Annotated in this window: 15 protein-coding genes; 2 read left to right on the plus strand and 13 right to left on the minus strand. The window is 74.9% G+C overall.

Features of this window, described 5'->3' with window-relative positions; all coding sequences use genetic code 11:
- Positions 1 to 20: 20 nt before the first annotated feature.
- Genes pyrF through pyrR form a run of 6 tightly spaced genes read right to left on the minus strand, consistent with a single transcriptional unit; the run spans position 21 to position 8,315 of the window.
- Positions 21 to 947 (minus strand): orotidine-5'-phosphate decarboxylase, encoded by a 927-nt coding sequence (gene pyrF / locus PHK61_RS04000; protein ID WP_274279658.1) that lies wholly within the window; start codon positions 945 to 947, stop codon positions 21 to 23.
- A complete protein-coding gene (gene carB, locus PHK61_RS04005) occupies positions 944 to 4,303 on the minus strand; it encodes a carbamoyl-phosphate synthase large subunit (protein WP_274279659.1) in 3,360 nt (1,119 codons plus the stop codon). Before carB ends, pyrF begins: the two co-directional genes overlap by 4 nt.
- A complete protein-coding gene (gene carA, locus PHK61_RS04010; protein ID WP_274279660.1) occupies positions 4,303 to 5,415 on the minus strand; it encodes a glutamine-hydrolyzing carbamoyl-phosphate synthase small subunit in 1,113 nt (370 codons plus the stop codon). Before carA ends, carB begins: the two co-directional genes overlap by 1 nt.
- On the minus strand, positions 5,405 to 6,706 hold the full coding sequence (locus PHK61_RS04015) for a dihydroorotase (protein ID WP_274279723.1): 1,302 nt from the start codon (positions 6,704 to 6,706) through the stop codon (positions 5,405 to 5,407). Before PHK61_RS04015 ends, carA begins: the two co-directional genes overlap by 11 nt.
- A gap of 38 nt (positions 6,707 to 6,744) precedes the next feature.
- Positions 6,745 to 7,704 carry an aspartate carbamoyltransferase catalytic subunit gene (locus PHK61_RS04020; protein WP_274279724.1) on the minus strand — a complete coding sequence of 320 codons (960 nt, stop codon included), beginning with the start codon at positions 7,702 to 7,704 and terminating at the stop codon, positions 6,745 to 6,747.
- Positions 7,705 to 7,730: 26 nt separating this feature from the next.
- On the minus strand, positions 7,731 to 8,315 hold the full coding sequence (gene pyrR / locus PHK61_RS04025) for a bifunctional pyr operon transcriptional regulator/uracil phosphoribosyltransferase PyrR (protein WP_274279661.1): 585 nt from the start codon (positions 8,313 to 8,315) through the stop codon (positions 7,731 to 7,733).
- A gap of 314 nt (positions 8,316 to 8,629) precedes the next feature.
- Between pyrR and bldD the strand changes: the two genes are divergently transcribed.
- Positions 8,630 to 9,124 (plus strand): transcriptional regulator BldD, encoded by a 495-nt coding sequence (gene bldD, locus PHK61_RS04030; protein ID WP_133830245.1) that lies wholly within the window; start codon positions 8,630 to 8,632, stop codon positions 9,122 to 9,124.
- A 70-nt stretch (positions 9,125 to 9,194) separates the two neighbouring features.
- On the opposite strand, the gene nusB is transcribed toward bldD, so the two are convergent.
- From nusB to PHK61_RS04045, 3 genes are read right to left on the minus strand one after another with little or no spacing between them, the layout of a single operon-like run.
- Positions 9,195 to 9,716: a transcription antitermination factor NusB gene (gene nusB, locus PHK61_RS04035; RefSeq protein WP_274279662.1), complete on the minus strand. Its 522-nt coding sequence runs from the start codon at positions 9,714 to 9,716 to the stop codon at positions 9,195 to 9,197.
- Between the two features lies 1 nt (position 9,717).
- On the minus strand, positions 9,718 to 10,281 hold the full coding sequence (gene efp / locus PHK61_RS04040) for an elongation factor P (protein ID WP_274279663.1): 564 nt from the start codon (positions 10,279 to 10,281) through the stop codon (positions 9,718 to 9,720).
- A gap of 14 nt (positions 10,282 to 10,295) precedes the next feature.
- Positions 10,296 to 11,429 (minus strand): M24 family metallopeptidase, encoded by a 1,134-nt coding sequence (locus PHK61_RS04045; RefSeq protein WP_274279664.1) that lies wholly within the window; start codon positions 11,427 to 11,429, stop codon positions 10,296 to 10,298.
- 40 nt (positions 11,430 to 11,469) lie between these two features.
- Here PHK61_RS04045 and PHK61_RS04050 point away from each other — a divergent pair, with 40 nt between their 5' ends.
- Positions 11,470 to 12,480 carry a hypothetical protein gene (locus tag PHK61_RS04050; protein WP_274279665.1) on the plus strand — a complete coding sequence of 337 codons (1,011 nt, stop codon included), beginning with the start codon at positions 11,470 to 11,472 and terminating at the stop codon, positions 12,478 to 12,480.
- 334 nt (positions 12,481 to 12,814) lie between these two features.
- Here PHK61_RS04050 and aroB read toward each other — a convergent pair whose 3' ends face one another.
- The 4 genes from aroB to PHK61_RS04070 are packed head-to-tail and all read right to left on the minus strand — an operon-like array spanning position 12,815 to position 16,258.
- A complete protein-coding gene (aroB, locus tag PHK61_RS04055; protein WP_274279666.1) occupies positions 12,815 to 13,906 on the minus strand; it encodes a 3-dehydroquinate synthase in 1,092 nt (363 codons plus the stop codon).
- Complete coding sequence (locus PHK61_RS04060; protein WP_274279667.1) at positions 13,893 to 14,420, minus strand: shikimate kinase; 528 nt, start codon at positions 14,418 to 14,420, stop codon at positions 13,893 to 13,895. Before PHK61_RS04060 ends, aroB begins: the two co-directional genes overlap by 14 nt.
- Positions 14,417 to 15,613, minus strand: coding sequence for a chorismate synthase (gene aroC / locus PHK61_RS04065; RefSeq protein WP_274279668.1), 1,197 nt, complete (start codon positions 15,611 to 15,613; stop codon positions 14,417 to 14,419). The genes PHK61_RS04060 and aroC overlap by 4 nt, the downstream gene beginning before the upstream one ends.
- A gap of 27 nt (positions 15,614 to 15,640) precedes the next feature.
- Positions 15,641 to 16,258, minus strand: coding sequence for a prepilin peptidase (locus PHK61_RS04070; RefSeq protein ID WP_274279669.1), 618 nt, complete (start codon positions 16,256 to 16,258; stop codon positions 15,641 to 15,643).
- Between the last annotated feature and the right edge of the window lie 188 nt (positions 16,259 to 16,446).

The raw sequence follows: 16,446 nt of genomic DNA on the forward strand, positions 1-16,446 counted from the left end.
TCGGCGCCTCCCGCACCCGGCTACCCCGTCAGCGTCCCGTTCAGCGCATCGACCGCAGCTCTCAGCGCTCGGAGGGAGGGGCCGGAGGTCAGGACCTCGCGGGCGCTCACGGGCACGACCGGTCCCCCGTCAGCGCCCAGTGCCCCCGACCCTGCCCCCGACCCTGCCCCCGACGGACCGGGCGCGCCGAACACCGCGGCCACGTCCGCGGGCGTGCCGCCCTGCGCGCCGAGCCCCGGCACGAGCACCGGACCGCCGAGCGCGGACAGGTCCAGACCGTGGTCGCGGCCCGTCGTGCCCCGGGTCAACCCGACCACGGCGCCCGCCGTGCCCTCCCCCGGGCCGCCGGCGTGGGCCGCGTTGTGGTCGGCCAGGGCGTCGATCACCGACTGGGCCACCTCCCGCATCCCGCGGGGAGCGCCTCCCGACCCGGCCACCCACGCCTGCGCCGACTGCACGCCGGCGGCCTCGGGGTTGGACGTGCGGGCGAGCACGAACACCCCGCGCCCGGTGGCGACCGCGAGGTCGAGGGCCGGCGCCAGGGCCCCCACGCCGAGGTAGGGCGAGAGGGTGACCGCGTCGGCGGCCAGCGGGGCGTCGTCGGCGAGCCAGGCGTGCGCGTAGGCCGCCATCGTGGAGCCGATGTCGCCGCGCTTGGCGTCGGCGAGGGTCAGCACCCCGGCCTCCCGCGCGTCGGCGAGCGCGCGCTCGAGGACCCCGATCCCCGCGGACCCGAACGCCTCGAACAGCGCCACCTGCGGCTTGAGCAGGGCGACGTGCCCGGCCATCGCCTCGACGACCTGGCGCGTGAACCACTCCAGCCCCGCGACGTCCGCGTCGAGCCCCCAGGCCCGGAGCAGGCCCGGGTGCGGGTCGATGCCCACGCACAGCGGCCCGTGCGCGGCGACGGCGTCGGCGAGCCGCGCGCGGAACGGGGCCCGGCTCACGACCCCGCCAGCGCGACCGGCTCGCTCGCCCCGAGCTGGGCGCGCGCCTTGGCCAGCCGCTCGTGGAACACCTGCAGGGGCGTCACCGCGACCTCCCCGCGGATCGCGGCCTCGACCGCCTGCACCGCGGCCGCCGCGCCCTGCACGGTCGTCACGCACGGCACGCCGACGTCGAGGCAGGCGGCGCGGATCTCGTAGCCGTCGACGCGGGGGCCCGCGTGCCCGACCGGGGTGTTGACGACCAGGGACACCTCGCCGGCGGCGATCCGGTCGACGATGTTGTCCGGGCCCTCGAAGTGCTTGCGCACGACCTCGCACGGGATGCCGTTGCGCTCGAGGACGCTGGCCGTGCCCGCCGTCGCCAGGATCGCGAAGCCCAGGTCGGCGAGCCGCTTCACCGGGAAGATCAGCGAGCGCTTGTCGCGGTTGGCCACCGACACGAACACCCTGCCGCTCACCGGCAGGGGGCCCGACGCCGCGGCCTGCGCCTTGGCGAAGGCCGTCGAGAAGGCGTGGTCGATGCCCATGACCTCGCCGGTGGACTTCATCTCCGGGCCGAGCAGGGAGTCGACGCCGCGGCCGTCGGGGCGGCGGAACCGGTGGAACGGCAGCACCGCCTCCTTCACCGCGACGGGGTGCTCGCGGGGCAGCTCGGCGCCGTCGCCGGTCGCGGGCAGGACGCCCTCGGCGCGCAGCTCGGCGACCGTCGCGCCCAGCATCACCCGCGACGCCGCCCCGGCCAGCGGGACGCCCGTGGCCTTGGAGACGAACGGGACGGTGCGCGACGCGCGCGGGTTGGCCTCGAGCACGAACAGCACGTCGTCCTTGAGCGCGTACTGCACGTTCATGAGGCCGCGCACGCCGAGGCGGCGGGCGAGCGCGACCGTCGACTCGCGCACGGTCTCGAGCTCGGCGACCCCGAGCGTGATCGGCGGCAGCGCGCACGACGAGTCGCCGGAGTGCACCCCGGCCTCCTCGATGTGCTCCATGACGCCGCCGACGTAGACGTCGCCCTCGGCGTCGCACAGCGCGTCGACGTCGATCTCGATGGCGTCGTCGAGGAAGCGGTCGACGAGCACCGGGTGGTCGGGGGTGACCTCGGTGGCGCGGGCGATGTAGTCGGCCAGCGTCGCGTCGTCGTAGACGATCTCCATGCCGCGCCCGCCGAGGACGTACGACGGGCGCACGAGCACCGGGTAGCCGACCGACGCGGCGATCTCGCGGGCGCCGTCGAAGCTGGTGGCCATGCCGTAGGGCGGGGCCGGCAGCCCGGCGTCGTCGAGCACCCGGCCGAACGCGCCGCGGGACTCGGCGAGGTCGATCGCCGCGGGCGGCGTGCCGACCACCGGTACCCCGGCCGCCTCGAGCCCGGCCGCGAGCTTGAGCGGCGTCTGCCCGCCGAGCTGCACGACGACCCCGACGAGACCGGGCCCGCCGCGACCGGAGACCTGCTCGGCGTGCACGACCTCGAGCACGTCCTCCTCGGTCAGCGGCTCGAAGTACAGGCGGTCGGAGGTGTCGTAGTCGGTCGAGACCGTCTCGGGGTTGCAGTTGAGCATGACGGTCTCGAACCCGGCGGCGCGCAGGCTGAACGCCGCGTGCACGCAGGAGTAGTCGAACTCGATGCCCTGCCCGATCCGGTTCGGCCCGGAGCCCAGGATGATCACCTTGGGCCGCGCGGTCTGTGGCTCCACCTCGGTCTCGGCCGCGGGGTCGGACTCGTAGGCCGAGTAGTGGTACGGCGTCCGGGCGGCGAACTCGGCCGCGCAGGTGTCGACGGTCTTGTAGACGGGGCGGACGTCGAGGCGGTGGCGCAGCGCCCGCACGCCCGCCTCGCCGGCGAGCTCGGGGCGCACGGCCGCGATCTGGGCGTCGGAGAGCCCGGCGCGCTTGGCCCGGCGCAGCAGCACCTGGTCGAGCACCGGCGCGTCGACCAGCTCGGTGCGCAGTGCGACCAGGCCCTCGACCTGCTCGACGAACCAGCCGTCGATGCCCGAGGCCTCGGTGACCTGCTCGACGCTCGCGCCGAGGCGCAGCGCGCGCTCGACGGCGTAGAGCCGCCCGTCCCGCGGCAGCGAGGCCTGGTGCAGCGCCTCCTGGAGGGTCTCCCCCTCGGGGTCGGGGCGGGTCCAGAAGCCGAGCGCCGTGGTCTCCGCCGAGCGCAGCGCCTTGTTCAGCGCCTCGGGGAAGCTGCGGCCCAGCGCCATGGCCTCGCCCACCGACTTCATCGTCGTGGTCAGGGTGGGGTCGGCGCCGGGGAACTTCTCGAACGCGAACCGCGGCACCTTGACCACGACGTAGTCCAGCGTCGGCTCGAAGCTCGCCGGGGTCTCGCCGGTGATGTCGTTGGTGATCTCGTCGAGCGTGTAGCCGACGGCGAGCCGGGCGGCGATCTTCGCGATCGGGAAGCCGGTGGCCTTGGACGCCAGCGCCGACGACCGCGACACGCGCGGGTTCATCTCGATGACGACGAGGCGCCCGGTGGTCGGGTGGATCGCGAACTGGATGTTGCAGCCGCCGGTCTCGACGCCGACCTCGCGCAGCACGGCGATGCCCGTGTCGCGCATGACCTGGTACTCGCGGTCGGTCAGCGTCATCGCCGGCGCGACCGTCACCGAGTCCCCGGTGTGCACGCCCATCGGGTCGACGTTCTCGATCGAGCACACGACGACGACGTTGTCCTTGCCGTCGCGCATGAGCTCGAGCTCGAACTCCTTCCAGCCGAGCACCGACTCCTCGATCAGCACCTCGTGCACCGGGCTCGCGGACAGGCCCGTACCGGCCAGGCGCTCGAGCTCCTCGTGGGTGTAGGCCAGCCCCGAGCCGAGCCCGCCCATGGTGAAGCTGGGCCGGATGACGACGGGCAGCCCGACCTCGGCGACGGTCGCGCGCACCTCGTCCATCGAGTGGCAGACCTCGCTGCGCGGGACGTCGCCGCCGATCGAGCGGACGATCTCCTTGAACTTCAGCCGGTCCTCGCCGCGCTGGATGGCGTCGATGTCGGCGCCGATCAGCTCGACGCCGTAGCGCTCGAGCACACCGGCGTCGTGCAGGGCGATCGCGGTGTTCAGCGCCGTCTGGCCGCCGAGGGTGGCGAGCAGTGCGTCCGGGCGCTCGGCCTCGATGACCTTGGTGACGTGCTCGACCGTGATCGGCTCGACGTAGGTGGCGTCGGCGATCTCGGGGTCAGTCATGATCGTCGCCGGGTTGGAGTTGACCAGCGAGACGCGCAGGCCCTCCTCCCGCAGCACACGGCACGCCTGGGTGCCGGAGTAGTCGAACTCGGCGGCCTGGCCGATGACGATCGGCCCGGAGCCGATGACCAGCACGTGGCGGATGTCCTCGCGGCGCGGCATCAGCGGCTTCCCATCAGGTCCGCGAAACGGTCGAAGAGGCCCGCGGCGTCGTGCGGACCGGCCGCCGCCTCCGGGTGGTACTGCACGCTGAACGCGGGCACGTCCTCGCAGGTGACGCCCTCGACGGTGCCGTCGTTCGGGCAGGAGTGGCTCAGGTGCACCGTGCCGACGGGCGAGGCGACGCGCGCGCCGGGCTCTCCCGTGACCGCGAAGCCGTGGTTCTGGCTGGTGATCGCCACCGTGCCGGTGGTGTGGTCGACGACCGGGATGTTGATCCCCCGGTGCCCGTAGCGCATCTTGTAGGTCTCGAGCCCGAGGGCGCGGGAGAGGATCTGGTTGCCGAAGCAGATGCCGAACAGCGGCACCTCGCGACGCAGCACCTCGCCGGTCAGGGCCACCGCGTGCGAGGCCGTCGCCGGGTCGCCCGGGCCGTTGGAGAGGAACACGCCGTCCGGCCCACCCTCGAGGAGCTCCTCGATCGACGCGGTGGAGGGCAGCACGCGGGTCTCGATGCCGCGCTCGGCGAGCATCCGGGGCGTGTTGGCCTTGATCCCGAGGTCGAGGGCGGCCACGCGGAAGCGCGTCTCCCCGATCGCCGGGACCGTGTACGGCTCGGGGGTGGTCACCGCGCCGGCGAGGTCCGCCCCCGTCATCTCCGGGCTGTCGAGGACCGTGGCGCGCATCGAGGTCGCGTCGCTCAGCGCGTCGCCGGAGAAGATCCCGGCGCGCATCGAGCCCGCCTCGCGCAGGCGGCGGGTGATCGCCCGGGTGTCGACGCCGGCGAGACCGACCACGCCCTGACGCGCGAGCTCGTCGGTCAGGTCGCGCTGCGAGCGCCAGTTCGACGGCCGGCGCGCGGGGTCGCGCACGACGTAGCCGGCGACCTGGATGCGGCGCGACTCGTCGTCCTCGTCGTTCCAGCCGGTGTTGCCGATGTGCGGCGCCGTGGCCACGACGATCTGGCGGTGGTAGCTGGGGTCGGTCAGGGTCTCCTGGTAGCCGGTCATGCCGGTGGCGAAGACCGCCTCGCCCAGCGTTCGCCCGCGGGCCCCGAAGGCCTCGCCGCGGTGCACGCTGCCGTCCTCGAGCACGAGGACCGCGTCATCGCTCATTGCCCACTACCTTTCCGTCCCGCACCGTCCACCGGCCCCGGAGCATGGTGTGCACCACGGAGACCGGCATCTCCATCCCCTCGTACGGGGTGTTGTCCGCCCGGCTCGCCAGCGCCGCGCCCCGCACGGTCCACTCCGCGTCCGGGTCGACGAGCGTCAGCGTCGCCGGCTCGCCCGCCACCAGCGGGCGTCCCTGGTCGGTCAGCCCGGCGATCCGCGCGGGGGCCTCGCTGCACACCCGCGCCACGCCGCGCCAGTCGAGCAGGCCCGTGGCGACCATCGTCGTCACCACCACCGGCAGCGCGGTCTGCAGACCCAGCATGCCGGGCCGCGCGGCCGACCACTCGCAGTCCTTGGCCTCCACGGCGTGCGGCGCGTGGTCGGTGGCGACGCAGTCGAGCGTCCCGTCGGCCAGCGCGCGGCGCAGCGCCTCGGTGTCCGCCGCCGGTCGCAGCGGCGGGTTGACCTTGTGCACCGGGTCGTAGTCCTCGGCCGCCGTGTCCGTGAGCAGGAGATGGTGCGGCGTGACCTCCGCGGACACGCTGAACCCGTTCGCGGCGTCCAGCGTCTCGCGGCCCCAGCGCAGGATCTCCGTCGAGCGGGCCGTCGACAGGTGGCACACGTGCAGGCGCGCCCCCGCCGCTGCGGCGAGCATCACGTCCCGGGCGATGATCGATTCCTCGGCCGTGGGGTCCCAGCCCGCGAGCCCCAGCCGTGCCGCGACCGGGCCCTCGTGGGCCTGCGCGCCGACGGTGAGGCGGTGGTCCTCGGCGTGCTGCGCGACGACGGCGCCGAGGGCGCGGGCGTACTCGAGCGCCCGGCGCATGATCAGGGGGTCGTTCACGCAGCGGCCGTCGTCGGAGAACATCCGCACCCCGGCGGGCGAGGCGGCCATCATCCCCATCTCGGCGAGCTTGGCGCCCTCGAGCCCGACCGTGACCGCGCCGACCGGGTGGACGTCGACCAGCCCGACCTCGCGCCCGCGCCGCCACACGTGCTCGACGACCACCGGGGAGTCGGCCACCGGGTCGGTGTTGGGCATCGCGAACACGGCGGTGTAGCCGCCGAGCGCGGCCGCGGCCGACCCCGTCCCGACGGTCTCGGCCTCCTCGCCGCCCGGCTCGCGCAGGTGGGTGTGGAGGTCGACGAGGCCCGGGAGCGCGATCAGCCCGTCGGCGTCGATCGTCTCGTCGGGGTCGCTCACGGGATCGACCAGCACCCCGTCGCGGACATGGAGGTCGGTCGGGTCCTCGCCGTAGGGCCGGACATGACGGATCCTGATCGTCTTCATGGTCCAGCTCTCGCTCCGCTTCGTCTCCCGGGTGGTGGTCATGCCACGTCCTCCCCGGCGAGCAGGTGGTAGAGCACGGCCATCCGCACGTGGACCCCGGCGGTGACCTGCTCGGCGATGGCGGCGCGGCTCGAGTCGGCGACCGAGCTCGCGATCTCCATGCCGCGCACCGCGGGGCCCGGGTGCAGGACCACCGCGTGGTCGGGCAGGCGGTCGGCACGGTCCTGGGAGAGCCCGAAGCGGATCGCGTACTCGCGCGCCGAGGGGAAGAAGCCGCCGTGCATGCGCTCGGCCTGCACCCGCAGCATCATCACCGCGTCCGGCCCGGTCGCCAGGGTCGCGTCCAGGTCGTGGGACACGGTCACCGGCCAGTCGCCGACCCCGACCGGCAGCAGCGTCGGCGGCGCCACCAGCGTCACCCGCGCGCCGAGCGTGGCCAGCAGGTGCGCGTTGGAGCGCGCGACGCGGCTGTGCAGGATGTCGCCGACGATCGTGACGTGCGTGCCCTCGACCTGCCCGAGCCGCGCCCGCAGGGTCGCCGCGTCGAGCAGGGCCTGGGTGGGGTGCTCGTGGGTGCCGTCGCCGGCGTTGACCACCGCGACGTGCCCCTCCCGTCCCAGGTGGGAGTGCCCGACGCGGTCGAGCCAGGCGGCGATGCGGTGCGGCGCGCCCGACGCGGGATGGCGCACGATCAGGCAGTCGGCGCCGGCGGCGCCCAGCGTCGCCGCGGTGTCGCGCAGGGACTCGCCCTTGCTGACCGAGCTGGCCGAGGCGCTGACGTTGATCGTGTCGGCGCTCATCCACTTGCCGGCGACCTCGAACGACACCCGGGTGCGGGTGGAGTTCTCGTAGAACAGGGTCACCACGGTGCGCCCGCGCAGCGTGGGCAGCTTGCGCACCGCCCGTCCCGTCAGCGCCTGCTCCATACCGGCGGCGGTGTCGAGCAGCGCCTCGGCCTGCTCGCGGCGCAGCCCCTCGGTGGAGAGCAGGTGGCGCAGGCCGATGCCGGTGTCCGTCGCGCCGGTCATCGCAGGCTCACCCCGTCCTCGCCGTCGACCTCGGTCATGCGCACGGCGACGTCCTCGGAGCGGTTGGTCGGCACGTTCTTGCCGACGTAGTCCGCGCGGATGGGCAGCTCGCGGTGCCCGCGGTCGATGAGGACCGCCAGCTGCACCGCCCGCGGCCGGCCGTGGTCGCGCAGGGCGTCGAGGGCGGCCCGCACGGTGCGCCCGGAGAACAGGACGTCGTCGACCAGCACCACGACCGCGTCGTCGATGCCGCCGGGCGGCAGCTCCGTCTCCGCGAGCGCGCGTGTCGGGCGCAGGCGGAGGTCGTCGCGGTAGAGCGTGGGGTCGAGCGTTCCGGTGGGCACGACCGCCCCGGTGATCTCGGTGATGCGCTCGGCGAGCCGCCGCGCCAGATAGGTGCCCCGGGTCGGGAGCCCGAGGAGGACCACCGGGGCGGAACCGCCGTCCGGGGTCGTGCGTTCGATGATCTCGTGGGCGACGCGGGCCACGGTGCGCGCGAGGTCGGCCGCCGAGAGGAGCTCGCGCTCACCCTCGGCACTCGCGCCACCCGACCCGGGTTCGCCCCGGCGCCTCGACGGCACGGGGAGACCCTCCTTCTCCGCCTCGCCGGACGGCTCTTAAAGGATGTCGGTCAGGACTCGCGCCGACACTATCAGCGACGACACGCCGGTCCGGCGGCGCCCGGGTGACGGTCGTCATCGCGCTGCTCCGGGCACGGCACTACGCGCAGTGGTCCGTGTCCGGACGGAGTGCGACGGGCCACACCGGCGACGATCCGTACGGATCCCGGCTTGACCATGCGACGTCACTGGGCGCATCATCACTCTCCGTATCGACTTCGCTGAGTGCACGGGCGGGGCGAGCCGGGCGACGCGAGAGGACGGGTGTCCGCCAGATGGGTGACTATGCGAAGGCGCTGGGGTCGAAGCTCCGGGGCATCCGCCAGCAGCAGGGTCTGTCACTGCACGGGGTCGAGCAGAAGTCGGGCGGGCGGTGGAAGGCCGTCGTCGTGGGGTCGTACGAGCGCGGCGACCGCGCCGTGACGGTGCAGAAGCTCGCCGAGCTCGCCGACTTCTACGGCGTCCCCGTGGCCGAGCTGCTCCCCGAGGGCCGCGTGCCCTCCGGCTCGGAGCCCGCCGCCAAGATCGTGATCAACCTCGAGCGGCTGCAGCAGCTGCCCGCCGAGAAGGCGGGCCCGCTGGCCCGCTACGCCGCCGCCATCCAGAGCCAGCGCGGCGACTACAACGGCAAGGTCCTCTCGATCCGCAACGAGGACCTGCGCTCGCTCGCGATCATCTACGACATGAGCCCGGGCGAGCTGTCCGACCAGCTCGTCGACTGGGGTGTCCTCCCGCCCGAGGCGCGCGTCGCCCGGGCGATGGACGAGTAGGGACCCGGGACCGGGTCCGGACGGCTGCTCGCTGCATCTCGGCGCACGGACTCCGCGTTCGGGCGCCGCCTCAGCCGCCGCTCGGCTCGTCCTGCCCCGGCGCGAGCTCCACACCGGCCGGGAGGTCGACGCGGTCGGGGCTCGGCGGCGCGACCGTGCCCGGGCGCCCCGAGGACACGCCGGCCAGCACCCCGTTGACGAACCGCGGCGAGTCGTCGGTCGACAGCTCGCGCGCCAGGTCGATCGCCTCGTCGATGGCCACCGGGTCCGGCACGTCGTCGGAGTAGCGGATCTCGAACACGCCGATCCGCAGGATCGTCCGGTCGACCGCCGGCATCCGCTCCATCGTCCAGCCGCGCGCGTAGGACGAGATGATCTCGTCGATCTCCTCGCGGTGGGAGACGACGCCCTCGACGAGCAAGGCCGCGAAGTCCGACACCGGCGGGGCGTCCGCGCCGGCGATGCGCCGGGCGAGCACCTCCTGCGCGTCCTCGGCGCGGGCCTCGGACTCGAAGAGGATGTCGAGGGCCCGCTTGCGGGCCTTGGAGCGTGACCCCTTGCGCGGGGTCGCGGGTGAGGCAGGGCCGCTCACGTCAGCCGCTCACGCGACCCAGGTAGCGCCCGTCCCGGGTGTCGACCTTGACCTTGGTGCCGGTCTCGAGGAACAGCGGGACCTGGATCTCCGCACCCGTCGACACCGTCGCGGGCTTGGTGCCGCCGGTGGACCGGTCGCCCTGGACGCCCGGGTCGGTGTGGGTGATCTCCAGCTCGACCGAGGCCGGCAGCTCGATGTAGAGCGGCGCGCCGTCGTTGAAGGAGACCTGGACCTCCTGGTTCTCCAGGAGGAACCGCGACTGGTCGCCCACCGTGGCCGCCGGCACCGGCACCTGCTCGTAGTCGGCGGCGTCCATGAAGATGAAGTCGTCGCCGTCGCGGTAGAGGTAGGTCATGTCGCGGCGGTCGACGTTCGCGGTCTCGACCTTGGTGCCCGCGTTGAAGGTCTTGTCGACGACCTTGCCGGTCATGACGTTCTTCAGCGTCGTGCGGACGAAGGCGCCGCCCTTGCCGGGCTTGACGTGCTGGAACTCGGTGACGGTCCAGAGGTTGCCGTCGATCCGCAGCACGAGGCCGTTCTTCAGGTCGTTCGTCGTCGCCACGGGAGCGCTCTCTCCTACTTCTCGTCTCGGGACTCGGGAACGAGGTCCCGGGGGCTCTGCGTGAGGGGCACGGCCCCGCCGTCGGTGACGACGAGCGTGTCCTCGATCCGGACCCCGCCCCGCCCGGCCAGGTAGACCCCCGGCTCGACGGTGACCGTCATGCCCGCCTCCAGGGTAGCGGTCGCCGTCGCGGAGACCGCCGGAGCCTCGTGGATGACGAGGCCGACCCCGTGCCCGAGGCCGTGCACGAACTGCTCGCCGAAACCCGCGGCGGTGATGACGTCACGCGCGGCGGCGTCGACGTCGCGCGTCGCGGTGCCCGGTGCCAGCGCCGCCCGGCCCGCCGCGGCCGCCTCCGCGACGAGGGCGTGCAGGTCGCGCTGCCAGTCGGCCGGCGTGCCGACGACCAGGGTGCGCGTCATGTCCGAGTGGTAGCCGTCGACGAGCGCACCGAAGTCCATGGTCAGCAGGTCGCCGTCGGCCAGCGGCGCGTCGGTCGGGTGGTGGTGCGGGATCGCCGCGTGGGCGCCGGCCGCGACGATGGTGTCGAACGACGGGGCCTCGGCGCCGGCCTCGCGCATGCGCTCCTCGAGCTCGCGCGCGACCTCGCGCTCGGTGCGGCCGGCGCGCAGCCCGTCCGCGGTGAGGAGCCCGGTCAGCGCGAGGTCCGCGACGGCGCACGCCTGGCGCAGCGCGTCGATCTCGCCGGCGTCCTTGACCGCGCGCAGGGTCTCGACGAGGCCGGGGGCCCGCCGCAGCTCCCCGTGCGGCAGGGCGGTGACGAGGTCGGTGTGGCCGTCGACGGTGACGTGCGCGCTGTCGAAGCCGACCGCGCCCGCGCGGCCGTCCAGGAGCGCCGGGGCGCAGGCCCGCTCGACGAGCACCGGGAGATCGGGCGTCTGGGTCGCAGCCTGCGTGGTGTAGCGGGCATCGGTGGCGAGCACGGTGCGGTCCTCGCCCCGGTCCGCGTCGTCGCGGGCGTCGACGAGCAGCGCGGTGTTGGAGCCGGTGAAGCCGGTGAGGTACCGGACGTTGACCAGATCGGTGACGAGCAGCGCGTCCAGTCCGGCCTCGCGCAGCAGGTCACGCAGCGCGTCGCGGCGCCGCGCGTGCCCGCCGGGCGCGCGCTCCGGGCGGGTGGGCTCCACACCCGTGAGCGTAGGAGACGGGGGGTCGTACGGTGTCGGGGTGGCCTATCGGCGTGCTCCCCTCCACGACACCTCGGTCCGGCTCCGCTTCGCTCCGCGTCCGTGGGTCCTGCGTGCCCTCGTCCTCACCGCGGTCTACGGCGTCGCCCAGGCGTTGTTCGTGGCCCTGCGGTCCTGGTCGCCCGACCTCATGGGGCTCTGGAGCATCGTGCTCCTGCTCGTCGTGGTCGCGGTGGTGATCGGCTGGGTGGGCGCGGAGATCGTCCTCGACCGGCGGCCGCCGGAGTGGACCTGGTTCCTCGCAGCCCTGGTCACGGCCCCCGCCGCCGGGCTGCTGAGCTGGATCCTGCTGGCCCTGCTCGTCGACGGCACCGGCGTCGCCGACCTCCAGGCGGCCCTCTTCGGCCGCGCCTCGTTCACCGCGCTGCTCGTCCTCGCGTCGGTGTTCGTCGGCAACCGCCTCGGCTGGCTGTCGATGCGCCGCCACGGCGAGGGCGCCGGCGACCCGATGCTCGACGCCGACGACGACGAGGTGGCCCGCGAGGTCGCCGAGGAGCGCGCCCCGTCCGCGGCGCGCGCCGCCGCCCGGGTGGGCGTGGTGGTGCCGGCGCGCGTCGTCCCGGCCGCGGAGCCGGCGGTGGCAGGCGTCCGCACGCCGCGGCGCCGCTCGCCGGAGCGCGTGCCCGAGACGGTGCCCGGGGGCGGGCCGGAGGTCGCGGAGCGCGAGAGGATGCCCGAGGCGTCGCGGCTGGCGGGCCATCGCCGGGCGTCGACCGTGCGGCCGGCGGCGCCGCCTCCGGAGCCGGTGTCCTCGCCGTTCGGGACGGACACCTCGCCCGAGCCGGCCGGCGACGTGCCGGAGTCGCTCGAGCCGCCGGTCGTCGCCGTGCTGCCCGCGTTCCCGCGCCCCGGCGGACCGCTCGACCCGACCGGATCCCAGCCCGCCGTCGACCCGGACGCGCTCGGTGAGCCCGATGTCGCGGCACCCGGTGACCAGGAGCCGGAGCGCGGGCCGCGGCGCAAGTTCGGGCTGCGCCGCCCGAAGGGCTGACTCCGGCGCGCTGTCTGCTCCTGTCGCACGGGCTCCGGGCGTCGGGCGCGCGTGGGCGGGACGAACGACCGGCACTTTCGCTGCTCCGGAAGCAGCGAGGGCGCCGTTCGTTCCGCGGGGCACGGACGCTGACCTCGGGGCGCCGACCTCGGGGCGCCGACCTCGGGGTGCCGACCTCGGGGTGCCGACCTCGGGGCGCCGACCTCGGGGTGTCGACCTCGCGCGGCTCCTGTGCGCGTGCCGGGGGTCTCGGCCCCGGGAGATCAGGAGCGCGGAGATCGCCTCGCGGGTCGGTCGGAGGTGCTCAGCGCACTCCTGATCTTCGCTCGCAGGGTCAGCTCGCGAGCGCGGCGTAGGCCGCGGCGAGGTCCGCGGGGTCCGGGCCTTCCAGACGGCCCGGGACGGCGAGGCCGTCGAGCACGACGAAGCGCAGCAGGGCGCCCCGCGACTTCTTGTCCAGGCGCATCGTGGCGACGAGGTCGTCGAACGCGTCGGCGGGGTAGGTCGTCGGGAGCCCGACGGAGCGCAGGGTCGCCGCGTGGCGGTCGGCCGTCGGGTCGTCGAGGCGCCCGGCGCGGCGGGCGAGCTCGGCGGCGAACACCAGGCCCACCGACACCGCCTCGCCGTGGCGCCAGCGGTAGTCCTCGCGGCGCTCGACGGCGTGGCCCAACGTGTGGCCGTAGTTGAGGATCTCGCGCAGGTGGGACTCGCGCAGGTCCGCGGCCACCACGTCGGCCTTGACCCGCACCGACCGCAGCACCAGCTCGCCCAGGGCGTCGCTCGCCGGGTCGAGGGCCGCGTCGGGGTCGGCCTCGACGAGGTCGAGGATCGTCGGGTCGGCGATGAAGCCGGTCTTGATCACCTCGGCCATGCCGGCGGCGAGCTCGGGGCGGCTGACGGTGGCCAGGGTGTCGAGGTCGGCGACCACCGCGGCGGGCTCGTGGAACGCGCCGACGAGGTTCTTGCCCGCGCCGGTGTTGATCCCGGTCTTGCCGCCGACCGCGGCGTCGACCATCGCGAGCAGCGTGGTCGGCACGTGCACCACCCGGACCCCGCGCATCCAGGCCGCGGCGACGAAGCCGACGAGGTCGGTGGCCGCTCCCCCGCCGACCGCCACGAGGGCGTCGGAGCGGGTGACGCCGAGCCGCCCGAGCTCCTCCCAGCACGCGCCCGCGGTGGCGAGGTCCTTGCCGTCCTCGCTCTCGGGCAGGACGAGCAGGTGGGTGCGGGTGCCGGCGGCGTCGAGCTCGTCGCGGATCGCCGTCGCGACGCCGGCGACGGCGGGCTGGTGGCAGACGACGACCGTGGCCGTGCCGGCGAGGGTCTCCGCGACCGCGCCGGTGACCCCGCGGCCGACGACCACGTCGTAGGGCGACGCGCTCGCGACGTGCAGCCGCTGCTCGGTGACGGGGCTACCGGCCGGCACGGTCGGCCTCCGGGGAGAGCGCGGCGAGCACCGCGTCGACGACGGCCTCGGGCTCGAGGTGATCGGTGCTGATCTCGTGGCGGGCGACCGCCCGGTACACGGGCAGGCGTTCCTGGAGCAGCGCCGAGAACGTTGCGCGCGGGTTGACGCCGGCGAGCAGCGGACGGGCCGTGGACAGGCCGACCCGCCGGACGCCGGCGGCGAGCCCGACCGCGAGGAAGACGACCGGGTGGCCCTCGAGGTCGGCGCGCACGCCCTCGGTCATCGGGGCTCCGCCACCGAGGGCGAGGACGCCGTCGTGCTCGGCGAGCGCGCTCGCCACCGCCTCGCGCTCCATGACGCGGAAGGCGGCCTCGCCGTCGGACAGGAAGATGTCGCTGATCGCCCGGCCCTGGGCGGCCTCGACGATCGTGTCGCTGTCGGTGAAGGGCACGCCGAGGCGCTGCGCGAGCAGCTCGCCGACCGTCGACTTGCCCGCCCCCGGCGGACCGATGAGGACCACGACGGGGCTCACGGCTCGCTCCGCAGCAGGTGCGGGTCGATCGCGCCGCGGTAGGCCTCGAGGTTGCGGGCGGTCTCGCGCAGCGAGTCGCCGCCGAACTTCTCGAGCGCCGCGTCGGCGAGCACCAGTGCGACCAGCGCCTCGGCGACGACCCCGGCCGCGGGCACGGCGCAGACGTCGGAGCGCTGGTGGTGGGCGACGGCGGCCTCGCCGGTCGCGGTGTCGACGGTCGCGAGCGCGCGGGGCACCGTCGAGATCGGCTTCATGGCCACGCGGGCCCGCAGCGGCTCGCCGTTGGTCATGCCGCCCTCGATGCCGCCGGCACGGTTGGAGGCGCGGCTGATGCCGGGCTCGGCGACGTGCATCTCGTCGTGGGCGGCAGACCCGCGACGCCGGGCCGTGGTGAACCCGTCGCCGATCTCGACGCCCTTCATCGCCTGGATGCCCATCAGCGCGCCGGCCAGGCGGGCGTCGAGGCGCCGGTCGGCCTGCACGTAGGACCCGAGCCCCACCGGGAGACCGTGGGCGACGACCTCGACCACGCCGCCGAGGGTGTCGCCGTCCTCCTTGGCGGCGTCGACCTCGGCCACCATCGCCTGCGTCGAGGCGTCGTCGACCGCGCGCACCGGGCTCGCGTCGATGCGCTCGCCGTCGCCGGGCATCGGGATCGCGCCGGGTGTGGCCTCGGCGGTGCCGAGGCTGACCACGTGGGAGAGCACCTCGACCCCCAGGGCCTGCGCGAGGAACGCCTTGGCGACGGCGCCGAGCGCCACCTTGGCGGCCGTCTCGCGCGCGCTGGCCCGCTCGAGCACCGGGCGGGCCTCGTCGAAGTCGTACTTCGTCATGCCCGCGAGGTCGGCGTGGCCGGGGCGGGGACGCGTGAGCGGCGCGTTGCGCGCCCGGCCCTCGATGAGGGCGGGGTCGACGGGATCGGCCGACATGACCGTCTCCCACTTCGGCCACTCGGAGTTCGCGATCCGGATGGCGATCGGGCTGCCGAGCGTCACGCCGTGGCGCAGACCGCCGGAGAGCTCGATCTCGTCGGCCTCGAAGGCCATCCGGGCACCACGCCCGTACCCGAGGCGACGCCGCGCCAGCTCGGCCGACACCTCCTTCGAGCTCACCGACACGCCTGCGACCATGCCCTCGAGCACGGCCGTGAGCGCCGCCCCGTGCGACTCTCCCGCCGTCAGCCACCGCAACACGCGTCCATCGTTCCACGTCACCTCCCCTCACCCGCCCGTCAGGGACACGGTGAGGATCACCCACGCCGCGACCAGCAGCGGAGGCCCGAACGGGACACGGCGTGCGCGCCGGCGGAGGGCGAGGGCGAGCACGCCGAGCGCCGCCAGGAGGACGGCGAGCACCGGTGCGGTCCAGGAGGCGGCGGCCAGGGGCGCACCGAGCGCGGGAGCCAGCTTGACGTCGCCGGCGCCGAGCGCCGTGGGGACGGCGAGGTGCACCGCCGCGAAGGACCCGCCGATCACGAGCGCGCCCACCACTCCCGTGGCGACCGCGGGCGCCCCGAGCGGGAGCAGGCCGGCGAGCGAGGCCAGCGCCGCCGGCCCGGTGAGCGCGTTCGGGAGCCGGCCCGTCGCGAGGTCCACCGCGCTCCCGGCGACCACGAGCGCGCCGAGCACGAGCAGCGCGGGCAGCCAGCTCACCGGCACCGCCGCCCCCGCGACGAGCGCCGCGGCGAGCGCCCAGAGCGCCGCCGACGATCCCGCGCACCACGACGCGGACACCAGCGCGCCACGCCGCAGGCGCGCCAGCCACGCGCGGATCGCGCACCCGGCGAGCGCGCCCGCTCCCCCGCCCGCCGTCGCGGCGAGCACCACGTCCCTGACCACGTGCTCGAGGGTGGCCCGACCAGCAGCGATCCGTCACGCACGTCCTCGTGAGCCTGTGGACGCATCCGGTCGATGGGGACGGCGAACGGGCCAGGACGCCGCGACGGCCGGATCGGGCCGGCGGATTTCTTGGCGTTGAACGCCGCCGTGGCCGCCACGCTGACAGCACCCCGCACCATGCCCGCCCC

Origin of the sequence: Actinomycetospora lutea, assembly GCF_028737205.1 — a bacterium.
Lineage (GTDB): Bacteria > Actinomycetota > Actinomycetes > Mycobacteriales > Pseudonocardiaceae > Actinomycetospora > Actinomycetospora lutea.

Excerpts from the sequence above, each read along its gene's own strand:
- carB (WP_274279659.1), bottom strand. The coding sequence starts at position 4,303 with ATGCCGCGCCGCGAGGACATCCGCCACGTGCTGGTCATCGGCTCCGGG.
- carA (WP_274279660.1), bottom strand. The coding sequence starts at position 5,415 with ATGAGCGATGACGCGGTCCTCGTGCTCGAGGACGGCAGCGTGCACCGC.
- PHK61_RS04015 (WP_274279723.1), bottom strand. The coding sequence starts at position 6,706 with ATGAAGACGATCAGGATCCGTCATGTCCGGCCCTACGGCGAGGACCCG.
- bldD (WP_133830245.1), top strand. The coding sequence starts at position 8,630 with ATGGGTGACTATGCGAAGGCGCTGGGGTCGAAGCTCCGGGGCATCCGC.